Genomic DNA, 22,219 nt, shown 5'->3' with positions numbered 1-22,219 from the left:
CGATGGTCAAGGACACCCGCCTCTCGACCAAGCTCTGGGCCGCGGCCAACTGGACGCTGATCGGCTTCTTCATCGTCAACCTGTTCGGCATGATCGCCGCGGTGGTGACGAGTTCGTTCTCGACGCGCTGGCTGCGCTCCTGGCTGCCCGATGGCTGGACGACGCGCTGGTACGGCGCCGCCTGGAGCGAGTTCCAGCTCGGCGACGTGCTGACGGTCACCTTCCAGATCGTCTTCCTCGTCGTCTTCCTCTCGGGGCTGATCGGCGTGCCCGCCGCCTATGCGCTGGCGCGGCGCGATTTTCCCGGCAAGAAGCTGGTGATGCTGCTCTTCCTGCTGCCGCTGCTGGTGCCGCCGATCACCTTCGGCATCCCGCTCGCGACGGTGCTCTACCGCACCGGCCTTGCGGGCTCGATGTCGGGCGTCGTGCTCGCCAACCTCGTGCCGACCGTGCCCTTCGTCATCCTGGTGATGATCCCCTTCATCGAGCAGATCGACACCAAGATCGAGGCGGCGGCCCGCGTCTTCGGCGCCAACACCTTCAAGCTCTTCATCCATGTCCTGCTGCCGCTGCTGATGCCCGGCATCCTCGCCGCGCTGCTGCTCGTGCTGGTCCGCACCATCGCGATGTTCGAGCTGACCTTCCTCACCGCAGGTCCGACCAGCCAGACGCTGGTGGTCGCGCTCTACTACGCGGTCTTCGCCGCCGGCGTGCGCGCCGTGCAGTCGATCGACGCCATGGCGGTGATCTACATGGTGACGACGCTGGTCTGGCTCATCATCGCGCTGCGCTTCGTCAACCCGACCCAGATCGTGGCGCGGGCGAAGCGCTGAGAGCATTGCCTTTTGCGCTTCCAAAGCGGGTCGTCCCGGACAAGCCGCTTCAGCGGCGCCGATCCGGGACCCATTCCTGAACCGTTCCGGAATGGGTCCCGGGTCTGCGCTCTGCTTCGCCCGGGACGACCGGAGTTTTTCAATCGAGCTATAGCGGGAACCTCCCGCCGTCTCCCGCATTCCTCCGCTGCTCGTCGCGTTGCGGAGAACGGTCATGGTCGCCAAGCCCGAGGACAAGGCCAGGTCGTCCGGCCGACTGCGCCGCGCGACCGTCGACGATCTGACCATCCGTCGCGTCAGGGTCGGCCGCAATTTCGGCTATCGCGACGCCGACGGCGGCAGGATCACCGACGAGGAGACGCTCGCCCGCATCCGTTCGCTGGCGATTCCTCCGGCCTATCAGGACGTCCGCATCGCCGCCGATCCGCGCGCCCATCTCCAGGCAGCGGGGCGCGACGATGCCGGTCGTATCCAGCATCGCTACCATCCCGACTGGGAGAGGGTGCGCGAGCGCCGCAAGCTCAAGCGCCTCGGACACGTGATCGCTGCCCTTCCGAAGCTGCGCGAGCGCATCGCCGCCGATCTCAAGGACAGGGACCTGTCGCGCCGCAAGGCGCTCGCCTGTGCCGCTGCGATCATCGATCGCTGCCATATCCGTGTCGGCAACGAGGTCTATGCCCGCACCAATGGCAGCCATGGCGCCTCGACCTTGCTGAAGCGCCATGTCGACATCACTGGTAGGCATGTCGCTCTCGCCTTCCGCGGCAAGGGCGGCAAGGATATCGTCTGCGGCCGCGACGACGCCCCGCTTGCGCGCGCTCTGCTGCGGCTGAAGACATTGCCAGGCAAACGCCTGTTCCAGTACCGGGCCGAGGACGGCGCGGTCGCTGCGATCAACGCCGCCGACATCAACGCCTATCTGAAGGAAGCGGCTGGCCTGTCCGTGTCGAGCAAGGATCTGCGCATGCTCGCCGCCAATGCGGCGGCAGCCGAGCTGCTGCTCTCGACCGACATCGCCGCCAGCGAGCGCGGCCGCAAGCGCCAGCTCGCCGACATCATGCGCGCCATCGCCGAGCGGCTGGTGAACACGCCGGCCGTGGTGCGCAAGAGCTATGTCCACGCCATCGTCGTCGATGCCTATGCCAGCGGCCGCCTCAGCCGGGCCTATCGCAAAGCGCGCGGGCGCGGCGGCTGCTCGCGGATCGAGCGGGCGCTGGGATTGCTGGCGGCGTGAGTGGGATGCATGGCCGCCTGCCGGTGCCGGGCGGCGGCGGGGGTTGAACGCGCCGGCGCGCTGGTGATGCTCGGAGCAAACGATCCGAGGAAGCGCCAGGCATGTTTCTCACCAATTCCGACATGGTCGAGCTGATCGAGCTGCGCCATGCCCTGCACCGTGCGCCGGAGATCTCGGGCGAGGAGCGCGAGACGGCAAAAGCGATCGTCGCTTTCCTCGCGCCGAGTGCACCGGACCGCATCGTCACCGAGCTCGGAGGCCACGGCGTCGCCGCGATCTATGACGGCGCCGAGCCCGGCCCAACCGTGCTGATCCGCTGCGAGCTCGATGCCTTGCCGATCGAGGACCTCTCCGGCGCGCCACATGCGTCACAGGTGGCGGGCAAGGGCCATCTCTGCGGCCATGACGGCCATATGGCGACCGTCGCGGCACTGTCGCGCGGGCTCGGCCGGCAGCGGCCGCGGCGCGGGCGCGTCATCCTGCTGTTCCAGCCGGCGGAGGAGACCGGCGCGGGCGCCGCCGCCGTGATCGCCGATCCGAAATTCAAGGAGATCGCGCCCGACTTCTCCTTCTCGCTGCACAACAAGCCCGGCCTGCCGCTTGGGTCCGTCCGGATATCGGAAGGGCCGGCCAACTGCGCCTCGCGCGGCCTCAAGATCGTGCTGACCGGCCACACCTCGCATGCTGCGACGCCGGAACACGCGGTCTCGCCGATCAAGGCGCTCGCCCGTCTGATGCCGGAGCTGACTGCGCTCGGCCCGGGCGGCGCGCTCGAGGGCAATTATCGCCTCGTCACCGTCACTCATGCCAGCATGGGTGAGCCGGCGTTCGGCATCACGCCCGGCCGCGCCGAGCTTTGGGCGACGTTGCGCACGCTAAGCGATTCCCTGATGGGCTCGCTCTGCGCCGAGGCTGAGGCTCTGGTGCGCGAGGCGGCCTCTGCCGGCGGGCTGTCCGTTTCGATGGACTACCACGACGTCTTCCATCATTGCGAAAACCATCCCGAAGCGGTGGCGCATCTGCGCCGCGCCTGCGACGAGGAGGGCATCGCGCGCGGCGAGACGCCGCCGCAGCGCGGCTCCGAGGATTTCGGCCTGTTCGGTCTTGCCTCGAAATCGGCGATGTTCCTGCTCGGCTCCGGCGAGGACACCCCGCCGCTGCACAATCCCGATTACGACTTCCCGGATGACCTGATCGCGCCCGGCGCCCGCGTCTTCATGCGCACGATCCGCAATCTGCTGGGTTAGCCGTCGCCTGCTCCTGCGTGCTATGCGGCGCCTCGAATACAAAAGAGGTGCCCATGCGCAGGATCAGGATCATCGGCATCGGCGCCGGCAATCCCGAGCACATCACGATCCAGGCGGTGCGGGCGCTGAACAGCGTCGATGTCGTCTTCGTGCCGGACAAGGGCGCCGAGAAATCGGCGTTGCGCGAGCTGCGCGAGGAGATCTGCCGGCGCTATATCGAGCATGGCAACTGGCGCACCGTACCGCTCAAGGTGCCCAAGCGCGCCGCTGCGGGCGATGACTATCGCGGTAGCGTCGACGACTGGCATGCAGCGCTCGCCGAAAGCTATGAGCGCCTGTTCCGCGACGAGCTCGGCGAGGATCAGACCGGCGCGCTGCTGGTCTGGGGGGATCCGTCCCTCTACGACAGCACCCTGCGCATCATCGAGGCCGTGCGCGCCCGCGGGCTCGTATTCGATTACGACGTCATCCCCGGTATCACCTCCGTCCAGGCACTGGCGGCGGCGCATCGGCTGGTGCTGAACCGGATCGGCGAGCCCGTCACCATCACCACCGGCCGCAAGCTCGCCGAAGGCGGCTTTCACGACGAGAACGGCAGCACAGTGGTCATGCTCGACGGCGAGCAGGCTTTCGCCAAGATCGATCCCGCCGGCCTCGACATCTGGTGGGGCGCCTATCTCGGCGCGCCGCAGGAGGTTCTGGCTTCCGGCCCGCTCGCCGAAATCTCGGACGAGATCGTCCGCAGGCGCGAGGCGGCACGCGCACAGAATGGCTGGATCATGGACACTTACCTGCTGAGGCGACACGAGAGCTGACCGGCGACATTTGCCGCTAGGCCACCATACCGGTATAATCTGCACGGGCTGGCCGAGGAGTTGCGCCCATGGACATCTCGCTCCGGCTTCGCGATCCGATCGCGCCGCAGCTCGTCGCGGCGCTGCGCCAGGCCATCATCGTCAGCGAGATCAGGCCCGGCGAGGCGCTGTCGGAGAAGGAGATCGCCGGGCGCTTCGGCGTCAGCCGCCAGCCTGTGCGCGAGGCCTTCATCAAGCTGTCCGAGGCCGGGCTGGTGCAGATCCTGCCGAGCCGCGGCACCTTCGTCATGAAGATCTCGATGCGCGAGGTCGCCAATGCCCGCTTCGTGCGCGAGGCGGTGGAATGCTCTCTGGCGCGGGCTGCGAGCCGGCTGATCAACCCTGACGGCGTCGCTCGCCTGCGCCGCCTCATCGCCGAGCAGGCTGCTGCCGCCGGACGCGGCGATTATTCCGGCTTCACCGTATTGGACGAGGCTTTCCATCAGGCGATCGCCGAGATCGTCGACTGCGACTATGCCGGCAAGGTGGTCGAGAGCGCCCGCGCCCAGACCGACCGGGTGCGCTATCTCTCCCTGCCCGGTACCTCGCCGATCCCGCTGCTGATCACCCAGCACAACGCCATTGTCGATGCGATCGAGACCGGTGACTCAGACATGGCCGCCACCGCGATGCGCATCCATCTGCGCGAGATCCTGAACGCGCTGCCCCGCATCGCCGCCGAACATCCGGACCTGTTCGCGGACGAGGAGCTGCCGGCCCATACCAGGGCGTTGCGTCAGCCCTGATCGCCCCGCTGCGCCGCCTTGATCAGCGCCTCGGCGACGCGATCATAGTCCTGCGTCAGGATCGCGGTCGCGACCCGGACATGCTCGGTCGGTCTCGCCGCGCATTTGCTGCCGGGCAGCACCGCGATGCCATGCGCCGCCAGTGTCACCAGCGCGAACTGCTCGTTCTCCACCGGCACCCAGATGCATAAGCCGTCGCTCTCCGGCATGGCGAGGCCCCGCGTTGCGAGGCAGGCGACCAGAGCTTGCCGGCGCTCGGCGTAGATGGCACGGGCCTGCGCCACCCTCTGGCCTGTCTCTGCATCGGTCAGCAACCAGGCGGTCGCCGCTTGGAGCAGCCGGCTGGTCCAGCCCGAGGAGAAGCTGCGATAGGACTGGATCTGTCGGATCACCATGGCCGGAGCCGACAGCACCGCGATCCGCAGGTCCGGCCCGAGCGATTTCGAGAAGGAGCGGATATGCACGACCCGCTCCGGCATCGTCCTGCCCAGGCTGATCGGCGGATGGATCGAGACGTCGCCGATGCCGTCATCCTCGATCACCAGCGTGTCGCTGCCGGCGAGCACCCGGCCGAGTTCGGCCAGCCGCGCCGGGCTCACGTTCTGGCCGGTCACCGAATGGGTGCGCGGCTGGAAGATGAAGGCCGATGGCCGCCGTTCCAGCGCGGCTGCGAGTTCTGAGGGCAGGGGGCCTTCCGCATCGCGGCCGACCGCCAGGATCTCGGCGCCGAGGTCCTCGATGATGTCGAGCAGCCGCATCGCGGTCGGGTCCTCGATCGCGATGCAGGAGCCGGGCAGCACCGTCGCATGCAGCACCGAATAGACGGCGTTGTAGCCGCCATTGGTGGCGAGGAAGGCGGCGGGCGCATAGGGCCAATGCGGCGCGACGGCGTCGCGCAGCGCCGGCAGGATCGGCGTGCGTTCGTAGCTGTTGAGGTTCTCCGCGCTCGCCGCCTGCGCCAAGGCTTCGGCCAGAGGCGGCATCAGCCTGGCGTCCGGGACTGCCAGCGAGAGATCGAGCGCGCCCGGTCCGAAATTCGCGACGCTGGCCATCCGTGTCGGCCGCGGCGTCGCATTGTCGCCGCTGACCCAGGCACCGCCGCGCCCACGGCCCGAGACGATCTTCTGCCGCTTCAATTCGCTCCAGGCCTCCGAGACCGTGCCGGGGCTGACGCCGAGCCGAAAAGCGAGGTCGCGCACGGTCGGCAGCTTCGTGCCGACCGGCAGCAGGCCTGAGCGGATGATCTGGCTGAGGTCGAGCGCAAGGCCGCGCGCGGTGCGCTGCGTCAGACGGCTGGCCAGCCAGGAGGCGTCGGGTTCGTCGTTCATCGACTCAAAAATGAATGTTCAGGAACGTAATAGCGATTGATCAGGTAGATTGAACATTTATCGTGGCCCTCGTCCAAGGTTTTCTGTCCAGTGTGAGGCTGTCGTTTGAAACCTGTGATCCGGCTGGCCCTGCGCGACTGGGACTTCATCACGCCGCTGCTGCTCGGCGACCTCGCTTCCGACCGTTTCGAGCTGACGATCGAGCGCCTCGCTACACTCCCCGACGATTTCGCCAGTGACCCGCGTTTCGACGCCAGCGAGATCTCGTTCAGCCGCTACACCACCGGCCGCGCCCGCGGCGAGACCGGCGTCGTCGGCATCCCGAACTTCATCATGCGTGGCTTCCGCCATCGCTGCGTCGTCACGGCTGCCGACAGCAAGCTGACCCGCTTCGACGAGCTACGCGGCAAGAGGATCGGCATCGCCGGCTGGCAGGATTCCGGCAACACTTGGACGCGCGCCGCCATGGCTGAATCCGGGCTCGGCATCGACGACGCCTACTGGGCCGTCAGCCGCCTCGCCGCCGACCATCCGATCATCGACCGCGTCGGGCGCTATGCCCGCCCTGGCCGGATCGAGGCGCTGCCCGGCCAGCCGCCCTTGCTCGATCTGCTCACAGCGGGCGCGATCGACGCCGTGCTGATGCCCTTCATGCCGAAGGGCTTCTTCTCCAAAGGCTCGCGCTTTAGGGCGCTGCTGCCGGATGTCCGCGCCGCCGAGCGCGACTACTTCGCCAAGGTCGGCTACGTCCCGGGCATGCACATCATCGGCCTCAAGCCAGAGCTCGCCGCCCGCGAGCCCTGGCTGGCGCAGGCGCTGAGCGATCTGCTCGACGAGAGCCAGCGCATCTGGCTGGAGAAGCGCCGCCGCTATGCCGACACCACGCCCTGGCTGATCGACGAGCTGGTGCGCAGCGGGCATGATCTGCCCGAGAGCTGGAACGAGAGCGGGCTGGCCGCAAACCGGACGATGATCGCCGCATTCATCGAGCAGCTGCGGATTCAAGAGCTCGCCGAGACCGATTTGACGCCGGAGACCCTGTTCTCCGCCGCATCCGCGCTGGAAGGAGTCCACTGATGAAAGCCGCGCTCGGACAATTCGCCGTCAGCCGCGAATGGCAGGAAAACCTTTCCACCTCCGTCCGCCTGATGGGCGAGGCCAAGGCCGCCGGCGCCGATCTTTTGCTGTTGCCGGAGGGCATCCTGGCCCGCGACATCACCGACCCCGACATCGTGCTGAAGACGGCGCAGCCGCTCGACGGTCCGTTCATGCAGGGCGTGCTTGAGGCGAGCAAGGGCTCGGCGCTGACCACCCTGTTCTGCATCCACGTGCCGAACGGCAAGGGCCGTGTCTTCAACGTCCATGTCGCGGTCCGTGATGGCGCGATCGTCGCCGCCTACCGCAAGCTCCACCTCTACGACGCCTTCTCGGCGCTGGAATCGACCAATGTCGAGCCCGGCAGCGAAGTGCCGCCGCTGATCGAGATCGCCGGCCTCAAATGCGGGCTGATGACCTGCTATGACGTGCGCTTCCCAGAATTGGCCCGGCGCCTCGCGCTCGACGGCGCCGATGTGCTGCTGCTGCCGGCCGCCTGGGTCCGCGGCCTCGGCAAGGAGGCGCATTGGGACGTGCTGGTCACCGCTCGCGCGCTGGAGAACACCTGTTATGTCGTCGCCACCGGCGAGTGCGGCCCGCGCAATATCGGCGCCAGCATGGTGGTCGACCCGCTCGGCGTCGCCATCGCCCGCGCCGGCGAGGCCCCGGCGCTGATCTATGCTGACATCGATCCGGCCCGCATCGCCGCGGCGCGCGCCGCGCTGCCGGTCCTCGCCAATCGTCGCTTCGCCGGTCCGGAGCTCGCTGCCTGAGAGTGACTGGCCGATCTACTGACAATCATAAAAGGGGTACGTCGCCATGACTATGATCGTGAAATTCGCTGGAGCCGCCGCCCTGGCCGTAGCGCTCCTGCAGGCTCCGGCCTTCGCCCAGGACGCCAGCATCAAGATACCCGAGCAGAAGGTCGACGAGGCCCTGCGCGCCAAGTTGCCGGAGGCGATCCGCACGGCCGGCAAGATGATCTCGGTCAACAACGGCTCCTTCCCGCCTTATGAGATCGTCACCGACGCCAAGACGATGACCGGCGCCGCTGCCGAGCTCTCCGACGCCATCGGCCAGCTCCTCGGCGTCAAGATCGAGCATGCGACGGTGAGCGGGCTCGCCGCGGCGCTGAGCGGTATCGCCGCAGGCCGCTACCAGTTCGCCATGGGCCCGATCGGCGACTTCAAGACACGCCAGGAAGCCAACGACTTCGTCGATTATGTCCGCGAATACGTGATCTTCGCCGTGCAGAAGGGCAATCCGAAGGCGATCGCCAGTCTCGACGACACCTGCGGCAAGAAGATCGCGGTGATGTCGGCAGGCTCGGCCGAGAAGGTGATCAAGGCACAGGCCGAGAAATGCGCGGCCGAGGGCAAGCCCGCGCTGGAGGTGATGTCCTTCACCGACCAGCCGACCTCGATCCTCTCGGTCCGTTCCAGGCGATCCGACGGCTTCTTCTCCTCGCAGGCGCCGCTGACCTATTTCGTCCAGCAGGCCAAGGGCGATCTCGAACTCGCCGCGGTCGGCAAGGCCAACGGCTTCCAGGACCTGTTCCAGGGCGCGGTGGTGCCGAAGGGTTCGCCGCTCGGCGAAGTCCTTCTCGCCAGCATCAAGGCGCTGAAGGCGAACGGCACCTATGAGGCGATCTTCAAGAAATGGGGGCTCGAGAACAACATGATCGGCGAGCCCGGCATCAACCTCTCGAAGAACTGAGCGAGCGGGCCATGAGCAGCGCGGCTGAGCCGATGCAGGACCGACAGGCGGCGCTGCGCGACGTCGCCAACGCCCACCGACCGGTCGAATGGGGGCGCTGGCTGCTCTGGGCCTTCGTGCTCGCAGTCGCCGCCAATTTCGCCTGGATCGTCGCCTGGAACCCGAACTTCGGCTGGCCGGTCGTGGCGCAATGGTTCACGGCCGAGTCGATCCTGCGCGGGCTCTATGTCACGCTCGGGCTCAGCGTCGTCGCGATGGTGATCGGCGTCATCATCGGCCTGCTGTTGGCGATCGCGCGGCTCTCGGACGACCGGCTGTTCAGCGGCTTCGCGGGCCTCTTCATCTGGTTCTTCCGCGGCACGCCGCTGCTGGTCCAGCTGATCTTCTGGTACAATCTCTCGACGCTCTTCCCCGAGATCTCGATATCGATCCCGTTCGGGCCGACGCTGGTCAGCTGGCACACCAACGACCTGATCACGCCGATGACGGCGGCGATCGCCGGCCTCTCGCTGAACGAAGCCGCCTATATGGCCGAGATCATCCGCGGCGGCCTGCTCTCGGTCGACAAGGGCCAGACCGAGGCGAGCGACGCCTTCGGAATGACGCGGGCGAGGGCGCTGTGGCGGGTGATCATCCCGCAGGCGATGCGCTCGATCGTGCCGCCGACCGGCAACCAGCTGATCAGCATGATCAAGGCGACTTCGCTGGTCAGCGTCATCGCCATGGCCGACCTGCTGTATTCGGTGCAGGCGGTCTACAACCGCACCTTCGAGGTCGTCCCGATGCTGATGGTCGCGGTGATCTGGTATCTCGTCATCACCACCGTCCTGAACATCGGCCAGGGCTTCATCGAGCGCTACTATGCCCGCGGCGAGCGCGGTGCGGTGGAGCGCATGCCGGCCATCGCGGAGGCGACCTCATGAGCCGGATCGCGACAGAGGCCGCGCCGCTGGTCAGCGCCCGCAACGTTCACAAATCCTTCGGCCACAACGAGGTGCTGAAGGGCATCGATCTCGACGTCATGCCCGGCGAGGTCGTCGTCGTGCTCGGCCCGTCGGGCTCCGGCAAGTCGACCTTCCTGCGCTGCATCAACCATCTGGAGGCGATCGATCGCGGCTCGATCATGGTCGCCGGCGAGCAGATCGGCTACCGGCTGAGCGGCGAGCGGCTGACCAAACTGTCGCCGCGTGCCATTGCCGCGCAGCGCCGCCAGATCGGCATGGTCTTCCAGCAGTTCAACCTCTTCCCGCACATGACGGCGCTGGAGAACATCATCGAGGCGCCGGTCGGCGTGCACGGTCACTCCCGCAAGGACGCGACCGACTACGCCATGGAGCTGCTCGGCCGCATCGGGCTGACCGAGAAGGCGAATGCCTATCCGCGCCAGCTCTCCGGCGGCCAGCAGCAGCGCGTCGCCATCGCCCGGGCGCTGGCGATCCGGCCGAAGCTGATGCTGTTCGACGAGCCGACCTCTGCGCTCGATCCCGAGCTCGTCGGCGAGGTGCTTACGACCATGCGCGATCTCGCCGGCCAGGGCCTGACCATGATCGTCGTCACCCATGAGATCGGTTTTGCCCGCGAGGCGGCCGACCGCGTCGTCTTCATGGATGGCGGCCTCGTCGTCGAGCAGGGGAGGCCGGAAGAGGTGCTCGCCAATCCGAGCCATCCGCGCACGCGCCTCTTCCTCAGCCGCTTCATCCGCGAAGCGGCCTGAGGGCAGCTCAGCGCCACATGCCGCGCATCTTGGCGCGCACGTCGATCTTCGGGCCGGCGGAAACCGGCCGCGAGCCGGCCTGTGCCGCCAGCGGCCAGGCGCGCCGCTGGAAATGCTTCAGCAGCGTGTTCGGGATGAAGCGCGTTCGCGCCGCATAGACGTGCCGGTCGCCGGTTGACGACTGGCCATGCGTGAAGAAGCGCTGCGGCACCATAAGATGCAGATCGTCCTTGGCGCGCGTCATCGCGACATACAGCAGCCGGCGCTCCTCCTCGATCTCGTCCTTGGCGCCGGCGCCGAGATCGATCGGGATGCAGCCGTCGACGACGTTCATCACGAAGACCGACTTCCATTCCTGCCCCTTGGCCGAATGGATGGTCGAGAGGATCAGATAGTCCTCGTCGAGATGCGGCACGCCGGCCTGATCGCTGGTCGCGTCCGGCGGGTCGAGCGTCAGCTCGGTCAGGAAGCGCTCGCGCGAGGGATAGCCACCGGCGATCTGCTCGAGCTGCAGCAGGTCGGCCTGCCGCGTCGTCGCGTCTTCATGGATGCGCTCCAGATGCGGCTCGTACCAGAGCCTTGCCCGCTCGATCTCGGCCGGCCAGCCCGACATGCCCGAGCGCAGCGCTTCGATCGCCTCGACGAAGGCGATCCAGTCCTCTCCCGCGCGCGCAGGCGCCGGAGCATGGCGAAGAGCTTCCGCCCCGTCCGGCGCCTGCGCCAGGTGCTCGATGACACGCTGGGCCGAGGTCGGCCCGACGCCTGGCATGAGCTGCATCACGCGGAAGGCCGAGACCCGGTCGCGCGGGTTCTCGACGAAGCGCAGCAGCGCGAGCAGGTCCTTGACGTGGGCGGCGTCGAGGAATTTCAGCCCGCCGAATTTCACGAAAGGGATGTTCCGGCGCGTCAGCTCGATCTCGAGCGGGCCGCTATGATGCGAGGCGCGGAAGAGCACCGCCTGCTGCTTCAAGGTCGTGCCGGCCTCGCGGTTCTCCAGCACCTGTTCGGCGATGAAGCGCGCCTGGTCGGCCTCGTCCCGGACATTGACCAGCTCGGGCGCGGCACCCGTCGCCCGGTCGGTCCAGAGGTTCTTGGTGAAGCGCTCGGCAGCCAGGTCGATCACTGCGTTGGCGGCGCCGAGGATGGCCTGCGTCGAGCGGTAGTTCTGTTCGAGCGTGATCACCTCAGCGGGTGGCGAGAAGGCGAGCGGGAAGTCGAGGATGTTGCGGACGGTCGCGGCGCGGAAGGAATAGATCGACTGGGCATCGTCGCCGACCACCGTCAGCCCGCGGCCATCGGGCTTCAGCGCCAGCAGGATCGACGATTGCAGCCGGTTGGTGTCCTGGTATTCGTCGACCATGACGTGGTCGAAGCGCGCCCCGACATCGGCCGCGAGGTCGCCATCGCACATTGCCTGCGCCCAGTAGAGCAGCAGGTCGTCGTAATCGAGCACGTTCTGCTGCTGCTTGGCCTCGACGTAAGATCCGAAGAGCTGCTTCAGCTCCTCCGCCCAGGCGATGCACCACGGATAGGACAGGCGCAGCACATCCTCGATCGGCTGCTCGGCGTTGACGCAGCGCGAATAGATCGAGAGGCAGGTTCCCTTGGTCGGGAAGCGCGCCTCGGTCTTCGAGAAGCCGAGCTCGTGCCGGACCAGGTTCATCAGGTCGGCGGCGTCCTCCCGATCATGGATGGTGAAGGCGGGATCGAGCCCGATCTGCTCGGCGAGGTCGCGCAGCAGCCGCGCGCCGACGCCATGGAAGGTGCCGGCCCAGTTCAGCGCATCGACCGCGACCCCGGCGCCGTCGCCCATCACCTTGCGGGCGATGCGCTCGACGCGGCGGATCATCTCCGAGGCGGCGCGGCGCGAGAAGGTCATCAAGAGGATGCGCCGCGGATCGGCGCCGCAGACCAGCAGATGGGCGACGCGGTGCGCCAGCGTGTTGGTCTTGCCGGAGCCGGCGCCGGCGATGATCAGCACCGGCGGGGCAGGGGCCGCATCGCCGCCATGCGAGACCGCCCGACGCTGCGCCGGGTTGAGGCTGTCGAGATAGACGTGCGCGTTCATGCGTGATTCGACCTGTGCTCGCGAACGGGAACATAACATGCACGGTCGGGGCAACGTCGAATGACGTCGCCGGCTAAGTCACGCGTCAGCAAGAAGCCAGGCCCGGACCGCCGGATCGTTCCTGTCATGCGATGACGAGCGCTGCGGTTTCCTGGCACCGGAATCGAGGGAGACGCCTATGACCAAGAATGCCATGCTCTGGACGGGCCGCGTCCTGACCGGGCTTTTCGCCCTCTTCATGCTGGGCGCGTCGGTGACGCCCAAGCTGCTGCGCATGCCGGTGGCCGAGGAGACGATGGCGCAGCTCGGCTGGCCGGTCGGCTATGCCTTCATGATAGGCCTGATCGAGCTGGCCTGCCTCGTCCTCTACCTCGTTCCGCGCACGGCACTGCTGGGTGCGATCCTGATGATGGGCCTGCTCGGCGGGGCGATGGCGACGCAGATCCGGGCCGGGAGCCCGCTCTTCAGCCATATTCTCTTCAGCCTCTATCTTGGGCTGTTCATGTGGGGCGGCCTGTGGCTCCGCGACGGGCGGCTGCGCGCCCTTTTTCCGGTCGTTCGAGCGTAGCGGCGGGCCCGGCAGCGCCGGGCTAGTCGCCCTCCAGCTGCCTGGCGCGCTCCAGCGCGAGGGCGGTGCCCTTCTCAACGAAGTCTGCAATCAGCGCGAGTTCGTCGACGCTGTATTGCCTCATCAGCGCGGTTGAGCGCTCTGCCATCGGCGCGAACAGCTCTTGGAGCGGCCGGATCGCTTCCGGCACGATCCGGACCTGGATCGGGCTCGCAGGTCCTGCCGGCATGAACCCCGAGGTCGTCGCCAAGCTCAACGCCGCGGCGGGCAAGGCGCTGGCAGATCCGAAGGCACAGGAGCAGCTCAAGACGCTCGGTGTCCTGCCGAATTTCTCGACTCCTGCCGAGTTCGCTGCGCGCATCGCTGCCGACCGCGCCGTCTATGCCGAGATCGTTGCGAAAGCGAACCTCACATTCCAGTAGAGCGCCGGCGCACTATATGGAGGGCGGGAAATCTGCTACGGCGCTGCGCTCGCCAGCAGGGTTCCGGCAACGCCAGACCGTAGATGATGACCGCAGCAGACCACCGTTTCTCCGTGGCCCCGATGATGGACTGGACCGATCGGCATTGCCGGATCGTCCATCGCCTGATGTCGCGCCGCGCCCGGCTGTATACCGAGATGGTGACGGCGCAGGCGGTGGTGCGCGGCGATCGGCAGCGGCTGATCGGCTTCGATGATGTCGAGCACCCGGTCGCGCTTCAACTCGGCGGCAATGATCCGGCCTTGCTGGCAGAGGCCGCGAAGATCGGCGCCGATTTCGGCTATGACGAGATCAACCTGAACTGCGGCTGCCCCTCCGACCGTGTCCAGGGTGGGGCCTTCGGCGCCTGCCTGATGCGCGAGCCGTCGCTGGTCGGCGATTGCGTCGCGGCGATGAAGGCGGCCGTTTCGACCCCCGTCACGGTGAAATGCCGCATCGGCGTCGATGACCAGGACCCGGAAGCGGCGCTCGATGCGCTGACGGCTGCCGTGCGTGCGGCCGGCGTCGATGCGCTCGTGGTCCATGCCCGCAAGGCCTGGCTGCAGGGGCTCTCGCCCAAGGAGAACCGCGAGATCCCGCCGCTCGACTATGAGCGCGCCTATCGGCTGAAAGCGGCCAATTCCGATCTGATCGTCTCGCTCAATGGCGGCATCAGGCATCCCGACGAATGGCTGCCGCATCTCGCCCATCTCGATGGCGTCATGCTTGGCCGCGAGGCCTATCAGAATCCGGAAGTGCTGCTCGCGGTCGATCCGCTGCTCTTCGGCGAGGATGCCCCGGTCGCGGACGCCTTCGCGATGCTGGAGGCGCTCGAGCCTTACATCGCTGCCCATCTCGAACGGGGCGGGCGCCTGCATGCCTTCACCCGCCATCTTGTCGGGCTCTTCCCCGGCCGGCGCGGCTCGCGCCTGTTCCGTCGCCACCTGTCCGAGCATTGCGTCTTGGCGGGAGCGGGTCTCGCCGAACTGCGCGCTGCGATCGCTCATGTCGAGCGCGAAGCCCCGGCGGCGATCGCCGCGGAGTGAGCGCTGATGGCTGACCAGGCGACCGATCCTGCCCTCGTCGCTCGCATCGAGGCGAGCTTCGCCAGGCAGGCGATGATGACGACGCTCGGCGCCCGGCTCGTGCGCGTCGCGCCGGGCGAGGTCGAGATCGCCATGCCGGCGTCACCGCATCTGTCCCAGCAGCACGGCTTCGTCCATGCCGGCGCGGTCGCGACCATCGCCGACAGCGCCGCCGGCTATGCCGGGCTCACCACCATGCCGGCCGGCAGCGGCATCCTCACCGCCGAGTTCAAGATCAACCTGCTGGCGCCCGCCACCGGCGACGAGCTCGTCGCGAAGGGCCGGGTGGTCAAGGCCGGCCGTACCCTGACGCTCGCCATGGCCGAGGTCTTCGCGGTGACGGACGGCAAGCCCAAGCTCTGCGCCATGCTGACGGCGACCTTGATGACGATCGTCGCGCGCGAGGGCGTCAGCGACTAGCCGAGCGGGTCGCTTTCGGCAGGGTACTCCGTTCGGGCAGGCTCCTGCCCCTTTGCCCGTCTTCTGGAGCTATCCGATCTGAGGTCAGCTCGATGCCGGCGAGGGTGTGGTCGACACTCCCGCAGGCGTCCTTCGCACAGGCGCCGAGGTTCGCATCGGCCGGAATGAAGTCGCTCGTGCCCGGTTCGCCAGGTGCATGCCGCCGACCAAGAGGCGTCAGCCACATGCGCGACGCGATCGAAAGCGCATCAGGAGATGGGAAGGCTGTCGTCGCTAGGGACGAGGCGGGCCTGACGATCGATACCGCTCACTGGACGCTGACAAGTGCGCCACCCGCCGCGCCGGGCCAAAGCAACCGGCAGGACAGGTCGGGAAAATCCGATCGGCCAAGCCGAGCACCGCTACGGCGCCGTTTCACCCCTCTGGCGTGCGGGGTTGCGGCCGCGGTTCTGCTTCTCCTTGTCCCGCGCAACGCGGACCGACCGGAGCCCGGTCAGCTGAAGGAGCGCGCGCCACTCGTCCTGCCCGCCGGCGAGGCCTCCAGCATCGCTGCCATGTCGCGGGAGCTGGCCGAGGCCCGCGGCGCCATCGCGGCCCTGAAAGCGCAGTTGCAGGGCGACGCCAGCAGGAACGAACAATCATTGCGGCAGGAGCAGGACAAGGCATCTGCACTGGCGCAGGAAGCCATAGTTGCGCGGCAGGAATTGGTGGCAGCGGCAGCTCAGCATCGCCAGGCGCTCGACGGCGAGCGCGCACAGCGTGCCGCACTGGCCGATCAGCTCTCGGCTTCGCAGCGCGAATTGCAGGCTCAGACGGCCCAGCTGCGAAGTGCAAGCGACGACCTCGAACAGCTCAAGCAACTCGCGACGGCAACGGGCTCCCAGTCGCTGGAACAGGAGCGGCAGAAGGCGGCCGCTCTGGCGCAGGAACTGTCGGCCGCGCAGCGTGACATGGCGACGCAGGCGGCGCAGTTGCGCAAGGTCGGCGAGGAGTCGGCCCAGCTCAGGCAGGCGGAGGCGGCGAAAGCCATGCAGGCGCTCGAGCAGGAGCGGCAAAAGGCTGCCGCTCTCGCGCAGGAGCTTTCGGCCACGCAGCGCGAAGCGGCGGCGCAACTGCGCAAGGTCGCAGAGGAAGCGGGGCAACTCCGGCAGGCCGACGCTGCGAGGGCCGTGCAATTCCAGGAGCAGGAGCGGCAGAAGGCAGCTGCCATCGCCCAAGCCGCAGCCGTGCGGCAGGCGTTGACCACGGCTGCGGCGCAGCATCGTCAAGCCCTCGACGAGGAGCGTGGGCAACGTTCAGCGCTGGTGGCCGAGCTGGCGGCAGTGCGGCGTGAGAGCGAGGCGCAGGCGGCACAATTGCGCAAGGCCGGCGAGGAGGCAGGCCAGCTCCGGCAGGCGGAGGCGGCGCGGGCGGCGCAAGGGCTCGAACTCGAGCGGCAGAAGGCGGCTGCCGTAGCGCAGCTTGCGGCGCTGCGACAGGAGCAGGCAGCCGGCATCGCCCAATATCGCCAGGCCATCGAGCAGGAGCGCGCGCAACGGGCGGCCCTGGCCGGTGAACTGGCCGCCGCGCAGCGGGAGGTCGAAACCCAGCTGGCGCAGCTGCAAAGTGCGCGCGGGGAAACGGACAAGCTCAGGCAGGCGAGCGAGGGCACGATCGCGGAGCTGCGTCAGGCGCTCCAGCAGGAACGGGACCGTGGCGCGACCGTAGCGGAGGAAGTGGCGTCGCTGCGCGCTGCGGCGGCGCAGCCTGCGACCGTAGCCAGGGAGCCTCCCAGGCCCGCGCAAACGATCACAGCCGGCGCGCCGTTGCCGCCGACGGCCGGAGAAGCTCGCAACAGCCCCGAGGCGATGCGGCTGATCGCCAGGGCGAGCGCGCTGCTCGCTCAAGGCGACATCGGCTCCGCCCGGGCCGTGCTCGAACGCGCAGCCGACATGGGCAGTGCCAGGGCGAGCTTCATGCTCGCGGAGACCTACGATCCCCGCATCCTGTCCGCCTGGGGCACCTATGGCACGCGCGGCGAGATCGCGAGGGCCCGCGAGCTTTATGCGCGGGCGCAGGTCGGGGGCATTCAGGAGGCGAAGGATCGTGTCGACGCGTTGCCGCGATAGCGCTCGATGTCGGACGCCGGACGACGGGTGGCTTCCAGAGGAGAGTGCGGGATGAAGATGCCTTCAGGACGGTCCCTGCTGCTTTTGGCCGGGTTGGCGGCGCTCGTTTCAATGCTCGCTTTGCCCGGCCTGGAGGCGCAGACCTTGCAGACGAGCTCCGGCCAGCCACGACGCATGGTCCGGCCGGCCGCGACGGAGCAGGACAAGGCCAACGCCTGGACGGTCGGTCTTGCAGCGGGCCTGCTGGAGGGCGCGCCGCTTCGCCTCGGAGCCGAGATGGCCCGCGTCGTCGACGACGGGAATAACCTGCACGTGCTGCCGATCGTCACCCGCGGCGCCACCGAAAACCTGAATTCGCTGCTCTATCTGCGCGGCATCGACACGGCGATCATCAATTCCGACGCGCTCGAGGAGTACAAGGCCCAGCTGCCGCAGATCCGGCGCAAGATCACCTATGTGCTCAATCTCTTCCCCTCGGAGCTGCATGTCTTCGTGCGGCCAGAGATCCAGAGCCTGCAGGATCTCGCCGGCAAGAAGGTGAACTTCAACACGCTCGGAACCGCTGCCGCCTATTCGGGGCCGCTGATCTTCAGCCGTCTCGGCATCAATGCCGACAACACCTTCATCCCGCATCAGCTCGCGCTCGAACAGATGCGCAAGGGCGAGATGGCGGGCGTGGTGTTCATCACCTCGAAGCCGGTCGATGCCTTCGTCCGCGGACGCTTCGAGCCCGGCTTCAAGTTCCTTCCGGTGGCTTATGACAGCAGGTTCGAGGACTATTATCTGCCGGCGGTGCTGGAGGCCGGCGAATATCCCGGCCTGATCAAGGCGGGCGAGCGGGTCTCGACGATCGCGGTGCCGACCGCGTTGGTCGCGTTCAACTGGGCGCCCCAGACCAACCGCTACGAGCGCGTCGCGCGCTTCGTCGACACCCTGTTCAGCCGCGTCGAGAAGCTGCAGGCACCGGGCTTCGACCCGAAATGGAAGTCGATCAATCTCGCCGCGACCGTGCCCGGCCTCGACCGCTTCCCGGCAGCGCAGGACTGGCTGGATCGCAAGGCGCAGACGCAACGTGCGAGCCAATGAAGCTGATCATGCTCTCCGTCGTCTTCGAGGTTGCGAGCCAGGTCGCCTTCGCACAGGGGGCGCCCGATCCGATGGCGCAGCTTCGCGCCTGCTCGCTGCTCGATCCGGCGGAGCGGCCTGCCTGCCTGAACAAGCTGCCGCAGCCTGTGACGGTGCCCAGGCGTCCCGCGGGAGATGCCGATGGCTGGATCGTCAGCGAGACTACGTCACCGATCGACTACACGCCGATCGTCACCGCCACCGCCTTCGCCGAAGGCGGTGCCAACGGCGCCCTGAAGCAGCTTTCCATTCACTGCCGCGGTGGCCGGACCGAGTTGGTCCTTGGCGGGCCGGCCGCATCCGAGAGCGGAGCCGACTCCGTACTGTCCTATCGCGTCGATGACAGCCAGCCCGTGCAACTCGCGGCGGGCCGGCCGTCCTACGGGACCGGGGTTGCCTTCAGGGGCGATGTGGTCGGCCTGCTGCTGTCGCTCCCCAATGAGGGGGGCATCGCGATCCGTCTCGGCACGCGCGCGGGCGCCGTCCATGACGCGCATTTCAGCCTCGTCGGCCTGAAAGCGGCGCGGGACAGGGTCGCCGCAGCCTGCAAATGGCCGCGCACCCTTGCCAGGCCACGTAGCGAATAGTCCTCGAACCATGGGTGGAATCCGATGACGATAAGGTTCAAAGATGCTTTTGGCGCTGCTCTGCTGGCCGGCCTCGCTGTCACCTTCGCCTCCTCGCCCGCGATGGCGCAGGCCACGAAGCAGAGCGCCGTGCAGGCACCGAAGCCGCCAGTGCCCGACAGGAAGCCACACCGGCTCATCCTGCAGGTGAACACCAACGATCCCGCGATGATGAATCTTGCGCTCAACAACGCGACCAATGTGGCGCAGTACTATCAGGAGCTCGGCGAGAAGGTGGAGATCGAGGTCGTTACCTTCGGGCCCGGCCTGCACATGCTGCGCGACGACACCTCGCCGGTGAAGGCGCGGATCTCGACGATCGCCCTGAGCACGCCGGCCATTTCCTTCAAGGCCTGCGGCAACACCCAGGGCAATATGAGCAAGGCCGAGAACAAGGAGATTGCCCTGATCCCCGAGGCGACGGTGGTGAAGTCCGGCGTCGTCCGGGTTATGGAGCTGCAGGAGAAGGGCTGGACCTACGTCAAGCCGTGACCGGCACCCGTTTCGGGCGCGTCGGGACCGCTCCGCCGCGCAGTCTGCCGCGACGCTGCGCCGATGACGCGGTCGCCTCGGCGCATGCCTGCCTTGCCGCCTGAACCTTGCCCTTTCCGGACAAAGGCCTAAGAGCAGCCCGACCTGTCCTGGCTCGGGTGCATGATGATCGCCGGCATTCCCCTGAACGACCTGATCTTCCTCGCGGTGTCGCTGATCGCGGCGGGCGCCGTCACCGGCCTGCTCGCGGGCCTGTTCGGCGTCGGCGGCGGCGCCGTCATCGTGCCGGTGCTCTACGAGGTCTTCCGGGTGATCGGCGTGCCGGAGGAAGTCCGCATGCCGCTCGTCGTCGGCACGTCGCTGGCGGTGATCATCCCGACCTCGATCCGCTCCTACCGGGCCCATCTCGCCAAGGGCATGGTCGACACCTCGATCATCAAGATCTGGGCCGTTCCCGTCGTGCTCGGTGTGATCGGCGGCAGCGTGATAGCGCGCTATGCCCCGCCCGATGTGTTCAAGGCGGTCTTCGTCGCGGTCGCCTTCGCCAGCGCCATGCGCCTGCTCTTCGCCTCCGACCGCTGGAAGCTCGGCGACGATATGCCGGGTCCCCTCCTGATGCGGATCTATGGCGTGGTCATCGGCATCCTGTCGGCGCTGATGGGCATCGGCGGAGGCCAGCTCTCCAGCCTGTTCATGACCTTCTACGGCCGGCCGATCCACCAGGCGGTCGCGACCTCCTCGGGCCTCGGCGTACTGATTTCGATCCCCGGCGCGCTCGGCTACATTTATGCCGGCTGGCCGAAGATGGACATCCTGCCGCCGCTCTCGCTCGGCTATGTCTCGTTCATCGGCTTCCTGCTGTTTATTCCGACCTCGATCTGGACGGCGCCGATCGGCGCGCGCCTGGCGCACCGGCTGTCGAAGCGCCGGCTGGAGGTGGCCTTCGGCATCTTCCTGCTGGTGGTCTGCGCCCGCTTCTTCTGGTCGCTGATCGCCTGAGCGAGGCGGGCATGGTCGCCATACGCGCCTGCGAGGTGGCCGATCATCCCGGTCTGGCCGGCCTGATGGCTGAGATGCAGGCGCATTACCGTGTGCCCTGTCCGTCCGATGCCGAAATCCGCGCCGGCCTGGCGAACCGGCCGGCCGGGACCGAACTCCTCGTCGCCGAGCACGACAGCGCAATCGTCGGCTTCGCTGCTTTTTCGGCGATCTACCCCGGTCCGGGTCTCCGGCCCGGCTGCTTCCTCAAGGAAATCTATGTGGCGCAGGCCGCCCGCGGGCTCGGCGCCGGCAGGGCGCTGCTCGCCGAACTGGCGCGGCTCGCGCTCGCTCGCGGCCTTGGCCGGATCGACTGGACGGCGGCGCGTGATGATGAGCGCCTGCTGCGCTTCTACGGGAACCTCGGCGCCAAACAGCACCAGGAGAAGGTCTTCTTCAGGCTGACCGGCGAGGAGCTTGCCCGTCTCGCGGACGGCTGAGGCGCGTTTCCAGCATCGCCATGATGGCGAGCCGCTCCGCCTCCGAGAGCCGCGACCATTGAGCGATTTCCTGCAGGGTCCGCCCGCAGCCTTGGCAAAGCTTGCTCGCGGGATCCATCACGCAGATCTTGATGCAGGGGCTCGAGATCGCGCTCATTGCCCGCCCCAGCCGATGACGATGGCGAGGCCGAGATAGATCGCGATCTCGCCGAGCTGCTGCGCCGCGCCGAGGATGTCGCCGGTCTGCCCGCCGATTAGGCGGATGGCGGTGCGCGACAGCCAGAGGGTCGTCAGCGCCGAGAGGGCCAGGCCTATCAGGACGCCAGCAAAGGGGAGGGCGCCGGCTGCGACCAGCAACAGGGCGAGCGCACCCGACAAGCCATAGGCGACCGGCAGTACCGATCGATCGGGTTGTCCGACCGTGGCGGAGGCGCCGTCGCGCCGGGTTGGCGGGGTCGTCGCGAGGATGCGAAGACCCTCGACGCGCGACCACGGCGCCGCGACGAGCACGGCTGCCGCGGCCGCCCAAGCACCAGCGCCTTGCTGGATCGCCGCGAGCGCGCTCACCCGCAGCAACAGCGACAGGCCGAGTGCCAGCGCCCCGAAGGTACCGACGCGGCTGTCCTTCATGATCTCCAGCCGCCGCTCCGGCGTATGCCCGCCGAACAGCCCGTCGGCGCTGTCGGCGAGCCCGTCCTCGTGGAAGGCGCCGGTCGTCACCACGAGCGCGGTCACGGTGAGCGCTGCGGTCAGCAGCGCGTTGACGCCGGCAAGGCCGGCCAGCAGTGCGATCAGCGTCGCAGGGAGCGCGATGACCAGCGCCGCGACGGGCAGGGCGCGCGGCACCAGCCGGAAATCGGGCAGGGTGTGTGCGGTCTCGCCCGGCAGCGCCGGTACCGGCAGGCGCGAATAGAAGCGGATGCAGGTTGCGGTCGCGATCAGCCAGCCCGGCCAGGCGGGCGCCGTTGCCTGCGTCGCATCATCGCTGTCGGTCTGCGTCACGCTGCCCTCGGATTGTCTT

General features: G+C 67.9%; 25 protein-coding genes. 20 read left to right on the top strand and 5 right to left on the bottom strand.

Annotated elements, in window-relative coordinates:
* The first annotated feature begins 2 nt into the window (after positions 1–2).
* From BMZ21_RS06120 to BMZ21_RS06100, 5 genes are all read left to right on the top strand, one after another.
* Positions 3–833: an ABC transporter permease gene (locus BMZ21_RS06120; protein WP_091830929.1), complete on the top strand. Its 831-nt coding sequence runs from the start codon at positions 3–5 to the stop codon at positions 831–833.
* Positions 834–1,047: 214 nt separating this feature from the next.
* Complete coding sequence (locus tag BMZ21_RS06115) at positions 1,048–2,067, top strand: DNA topoisomerase IB (RefSeq protein WP_091830927.1); 1,020 nt, start codon at positions 1,048–1,050, stop codon at positions 2,065–2,067.
* Positions 2,068–2,168: 101 nt separating this feature from the next.
* Positions 2,169–3,314, top strand: coding sequence for an amidohydrolase (locus tag BMZ21_RS06110; RefSeq protein ID WP_091830925.1), 1,146 nt, complete (start codon positions 2,169–2,171; stop codon positions 3,312–3,314).
* A gap of 53 nt (positions 3,315–3,367) precedes the next feature.
* Positions 3,368–4,129, top strand: a complete 762-nt coding sequence (gene cobF, locus BMZ21_RS06105) for a precorrin-6A synthase (deacetylating) (RefSeq protein ID WP_091830923.1) — start codon at positions 3,368–3,370, stop codon at positions 4,127–4,129.
* Between the two features lie 68 nt (positions 4,130–4,197).
* The gene (locus tag BMZ21_RS06100) at positions 4,198–4,914 is read left to right on the top strand and encodes a GntR family transcriptional regulator (protein ID WP_091830920.1); all 717 of its coding nucleotides are present in this window, start codon (positions 4,198–4,200) and stop codon (positions 4,912–4,914) included.
* On the opposite strand, the gene BMZ21_RS06095 is transcribed toward BMZ21_RS06100, so the two are convergent.
* Positions 4,905–6,242 carry an aminotransferase-like domain-containing protein gene (locus BMZ21_RS06095; RefSeq protein WP_091830918.1) on the bottom strand — a complete coding sequence of 446 codons (1,338 nt, stop codon included), beginning with the start codon at positions 6,240–6,242 and terminating at the stop codon, positions 4,905–4,907. The genes BMZ21_RS06100 and BMZ21_RS06095 overlap by 10 nt on opposite strands.
* Before the next feature lie 114 nt (positions 6,243–6,356).
* Here BMZ21_RS06095 and BMZ21_RS06090 point away from each other — a divergent pair, with 114 nt between their 5' ends.
* From BMZ21_RS06090 to BMZ21_RS06070, 5 genes are read left to right on the top strand one after another with little or no spacing between them, the layout of a single operon-like run.
* Positions 6,357–7,319: a substrate-binding domain-containing protein gene (locus tag BMZ21_RS06090; protein ID WP_342029027.1), complete on the top strand. Its 963-nt coding sequence runs from the start codon at positions 6,357–6,359 to the stop codon at positions 7,317–7,319.
* The gene (locus BMZ21_RS06085; RefSeq protein ID WP_208862229.1) at positions 7,319–8,110 is read left to right on the top strand and encodes a deaminated glutathione amidase; all 792 of its coding nucleotides are present in this window, start codon (positions 7,319–7,321) and stop codon (positions 8,108–8,110) included. Before BMZ21_RS06090 ends, BMZ21_RS06085 begins: the two co-directional genes overlap by 1 nt.
* 52 nt (positions 8,111–8,162) lie before the next feature.
* A complete protein-coding gene (locus BMZ21_RS06080; protein ID WP_091830911.1) occupies positions 8,163–9,053 on the top strand; it encodes an ABC transporter substrate-binding protein in 891 nt (296 codons plus the stop codon).
* A gap of 11 nt (positions 9,054–9,064) precedes the next feature.
* A complete protein-coding gene (locus BMZ21_RS06075) occupies positions 9,065–9,976 on the top strand; it encodes an amino acid ABC transporter permease (protein WP_091830909.1) in 912 nt (303 codons plus the stop codon).
* The gene (locus BMZ21_RS06070) at positions 9,973–10,767 is read left to right on the top strand and encodes an amino acid ABC transporter ATP-binding protein (protein WP_091830907.1); all 795 of its coding nucleotides are present in this window, start codon (positions 9,973–9,975) and stop codon (positions 10,765–10,767) included. Before BMZ21_RS06075 ends, BMZ21_RS06070 begins: the two co-directional genes overlap by 4 nt.
* A gap of 7 nt (positions 10,768–10,774) precedes the next feature.
* Here BMZ21_RS06070 and BMZ21_RS06065 read toward each other — a convergent pair whose 3' ends face one another.
* Positions 10,775–12,835, bottom strand: a complete 2,061-nt coding sequence (locus BMZ21_RS06065) for an ATP-dependent helicase (protein ID WP_091830905.1) — start codon at positions 12,833–12,835, stop codon at positions 10,775–10,777.
* Positions 12,836–13,013: 178 nt separating this feature from the next.
* Between BMZ21_RS06065 and BMZ21_RS06060 the strand changes: the two genes are divergently transcribed.
* Positions 13,014–13,403, top strand: coding sequence for a DoxX family protein (locus tag BMZ21_RS06060; protein WP_091830903.1), 390 nt, complete (start codon positions 13,014–13,016; stop codon positions 13,401–13,403).
* A 22-nt stretch (positions 13,404–13,425) separates the two neighbouring features.
* Here BMZ21_RS06060 and BMZ21_RS30265 read toward each other — a convergent pair whose 3' ends face one another.
* The gene (locus BMZ21_RS30265; RefSeq protein WP_167561552.1) at positions 13,426–13,593 is read right to left on the bottom strand and encodes a hypothetical protein; all 168 of its coding nucleotides are present in this window, start codon (positions 13,591–13,593) and stop codon (positions 13,426–13,428) included.
* A 37-nt stretch (positions 13,594–13,630) separates the two neighbouring features.
* Here BMZ21_RS30265 and BMZ21_RS06050 point away from each other — a divergent pair, with 37 nt between their 5' ends.
* From BMZ21_RS06050 to BMZ21_RS06010, 9 genes are all read left to right on the top strand, one after another.
* The gene (locus BMZ21_RS06050; protein WP_091830899.1) at positions 13,631–13,825 is read left to right on the top strand and encodes a hypothetical protein; all 195 of its coding nucleotides are present in this window, start codon (positions 13,631–13,633) and stop codon (positions 13,823–13,825) included.
* An 83-nt stretch (positions 13,826–13,908) separates the two neighbouring features.
* A complete protein-coding gene (dusA, locus tag BMZ21_RS06045) occupies positions 13,909–14,910 on the top strand; it encodes a tRNA dihydrouridine(20/20a) synthase DusA (RefSeq protein WP_425285410.1) in 1,002 nt (333 codons plus the stop codon).
* A gap of 6 nt (positions 14,911–14,916) precedes the next feature.
* The gene (locus tag BMZ21_RS06040) at positions 14,917–15,369 is read left to right on the top strand and encodes a PaaI family thioesterase (RefSeq protein WP_091830897.1); all 453 of its coding nucleotides are present in this window, start codon (positions 14,917–14,919) and stop codon (positions 15,367–15,369) included.
* 224 nt (positions 15,370–15,593) lie between these two features.
* On the top strand, positions 15,594–17,477 hold the full coding sequence (locus BMZ21_RS06035) for a coiled-coil domain-containing protein (RefSeq protein ID WP_143079660.1): 1,884 nt from the start codon (positions 15,594–15,596) through the stop codon (positions 17,475–17,477).
* 51 nt (positions 17,478–17,528) lie between these two features.
* Positions 17,529–18,563, top strand: a complete 1,035-nt coding sequence (locus BMZ21_RS06030; RefSeq protein ID WP_091830893.1) for a TAXI family TRAP transporter solute-binding subunit — start codon at positions 17,529–17,531, stop codon at positions 18,561–18,563.
* The gene (locus tag BMZ21_RS06025; RefSeq protein WP_091830891.1) at positions 18,560–19,189 is read left to right on the top strand and encodes a hypothetical protein; all 630 of its coding nucleotides are present in this window, start codon (positions 18,560–18,562) and stop codon (positions 19,187–19,189) included. Before BMZ21_RS06030 ends, BMZ21_RS06025 begins: the two co-directional genes overlap by 4 nt.
* A gap of 24 nt (positions 19,190–19,213) precedes the next feature.
* A complete protein-coding gene (locus tag BMZ21_RS06020) occupies positions 19,214–19,720 on the top strand; it encodes a DsrE family protein (RefSeq protein WP_091830889.1) in 507 nt (168 codons plus the stop codon).
* Positions 19,721–19,885: 165 nt separating this feature from the next.
* The gene (locus BMZ21_RS06015; protein WP_091832302.1) at positions 19,886–20,719 is read left to right on the top strand and encodes a sulfite exporter TauE/SafE family protein; all 834 of its coding nucleotides are present in this window, start codon (positions 19,886–19,888) and stop codon (positions 20,717–20,719) included.
* Between the two features lie 11 nt (positions 20,720–20,730).
* Positions 20,731–21,198 (top strand): GNAT family N-acetyltransferase, encoded by a 468-nt coding sequence (locus tag BMZ21_RS06010; protein ID WP_091830887.1) that lies wholly within the window; start codon positions 20,731–20,733, stop codon positions 21,196–21,198.
* Here BMZ21_RS06010 and BMZ21_RS06005 read toward each other — a convergent pair.
* Positions 21,155–21,355 carry a DUF1289 domain-containing protein gene (locus tag BMZ21_RS06005; protein WP_091830885.1) on the bottom strand — a complete coding sequence of 67 codons (201 nt, stop codon included), beginning with the start codon at positions 21,353–21,355 and terminating at the stop codon, positions 21,155–21,157. The two genes, BMZ21_RS06010 and BMZ21_RS06005, sit on opposite strands and share 44 nt — an antisense overlap.
* Positions 21,352–22,200 carry an adenosylcobinamide-GDP ribazoletransferase gene (gene cobS / locus BMZ21_RS06000; protein ID WP_244543721.1) on the bottom strand — a complete coding sequence of 283 codons (849 nt, stop codon included), beginning with the start codon at positions 22,198–22,200 and terminating at the stop codon, positions 21,352–21,354. Before cobS ends, BMZ21_RS06005 begins: the two co-directional genes overlap by 4 nt.
* Positions 22,201–22,219 lie beyond the last annotated feature (19 nt).

Origin of the sequence: Allobosea lupini, assembly GCF_900109525.1 — a bacterium.
GTDB classification, from domain to species: domain Bacteria; phylum Pseudomonadota; class Alphaproteobacteria; order Rhizobiales; family Beijerinckiaceae; genus Allobosea; species Allobosea lupini.
The sequence above is the reverse complement of the archived record's forward strand: the minus strand, read 5'-3'. Positions and strand labels throughout refer to the sequence as shown.

What these genes read in the sequence shown, in the direction of transcription:
- BMZ21_RS06120 (WP_091830929.1), top strand. Translation starts at nt 3, where the DNA reads ATGGTCAAGGACACCCGCCTCTCGACCAAGCTCTGGGCCGCGGCCAAC.
- BMZ21_RS06115 (WP_091830927.1), top strand. Translation starts at nt 1,048, where the DNA reads ATGGTCGCCAAGCCCGAGGACAAGGCCAGGTCGTCCGGCCGACTGCGC.
- BMZ21_RS06110 (WP_091830925.1), top strand. Translation starts at nt 2,169, where the DNA reads ATGTTTCTCACCAATTCCGACATGGTCGAGCTGATCGAGCTGCGCCAT.
- cobF (WP_091830923.1), top strand. Translation starts at nt 3,368, where the DNA reads ATGCGCAGGATCAGGATCATCGGCATCGGCGCCGGCAATCCCGAGCAC.
- BMZ21_RS06100 (WP_091830920.1), top strand. Translation starts at nt 4,198, where the DNA reads ATGGACATCTCGCTCCGGCTTCGCGATCCGATCGCGCCGCAGCTCGTC.
- BMZ21_RS06095 (WP_091830918.1), bottom strand. Translation starts at nt 6,242, where the DNA reads ATGAACGACGAACCCGACGCCTCCTGGCTGGCCAGCCGTCTGACGCAG.
- BMZ21_RS06085 (WP_208862229.1), top strand. Translation starts at nt 7,319, where the DNA reads ATGAAAGCCGCGCTCGGACAATTCGCCGTCAGCCGCGAATGGCAGGAA.
- BMZ21_RS06080 (WP_091830911.1), top strand. Translation starts at nt 8,163, where the DNA reads ATGATCGTGAAATTCGCTGGAGCCGCCGCCCTGGCCGTAGCGCTCCTG.
- BMZ21_RS06075 (WP_091830909.1), top strand. Translation starts at nt 9,065, where the DNA reads ATGAGCAGCGCGGCTGAGCCGATGCAGGACCGACAGGCGGCGCTGCGC.
- BMZ21_RS06070 (WP_091830907.1), top strand. Translation starts at nt 9,973, where the DNA reads ATGAGCCGGATCGCGACAGAGGCCGCGCCGCTGGTCAGCGCCCGCAAC.
- BMZ21_RS06065 (WP_091830905.1), bottom strand. Translation starts at nt 12,835, where the DNA reads ATGAACGCGCACGTCTATCTCGACAGCCTCAACCCGGCGCAGCGTCGG.
- BMZ21_RS06060 (WP_091830903.1), top strand. Translation starts at nt 13,014, where the DNA reads ATGACCAAGAATGCCATGCTCTGGACGGGCCGCGTCCTGACCGGGCTT.
- BMZ21_RS06050 (WP_091830899.1), top strand. Translation starts at nt 13,631, where the DNA reads ATGAACCCCGAGGTCGTCGCCAAGCTCAACGCCGCGGCGGGCAAGGCG.
- dusA (WP_425285410.1), top strand. Translation starts at nt 13,909, where the DNA reads ATGATGACCGCAGCAGACCACCGTTTCTCCGTGGCCCCGATGATGGAC.
- BMZ21_RS06040 (WP_091830897.1), top strand. Translation starts at nt 14,917, where the DNA reads ATGGCTGACCAGGCGACCGATCCTGCCCTCGTCGCTCGCATCGAGGCG.
- BMZ21_RS06035 (WP_143079660.1), top strand. Translation starts at nt 15,594, where the DNA reads ATGCGCGACGCGATCGAAAGCGCATCAGGAGATGGGAAGGCTGTCGTC.
- BMZ21_RS06030 (WP_091830893.1), top strand. Translation starts at nt 17,529, where the DNA reads ATGAAGATGCCTTCAGGACGGTCCCTGCTGCTTTTGGCCGGGTTGGCG.
- BMZ21_RS06025 (WP_091830891.1), top strand. Translation starts at nt 18,560, where the DNA reads ATGAAGCTGATCATGCTCTCCGTCGTCTTCGAGGTTGCGAGCCAGGTC.
- BMZ21_RS06020 (WP_091830889.1), top strand. Translation starts at nt 19,214, where the DNA reads ATGACGATAAGGTTCAAAGATGCTTTTGGCGCTGCTCTGCTGGCCGGC.
- BMZ21_RS06015 (WP_091832302.1), top strand. Translation starts at nt 19,886, where the DNA reads ATGATCGCCGGCATTCCCCTGAACGACCTGATCTTCCTCGCGGTGTCG.
- BMZ21_RS06010 (WP_091830887.1), top strand. Translation starts at nt 20,731, where the DNA reads ATGGTCGCCATACGCGCCTGCGAGGTGGCCGATCATCCCGGTCTGGCC.
- BMZ21_RS06005 (WP_091830885.1), bottom strand. Translation starts at nt 21,355, where the DNA reads ATGAGCGCGATCTCGAGCCCCTGCATCAAGATCTGCGTGATGGATCCC.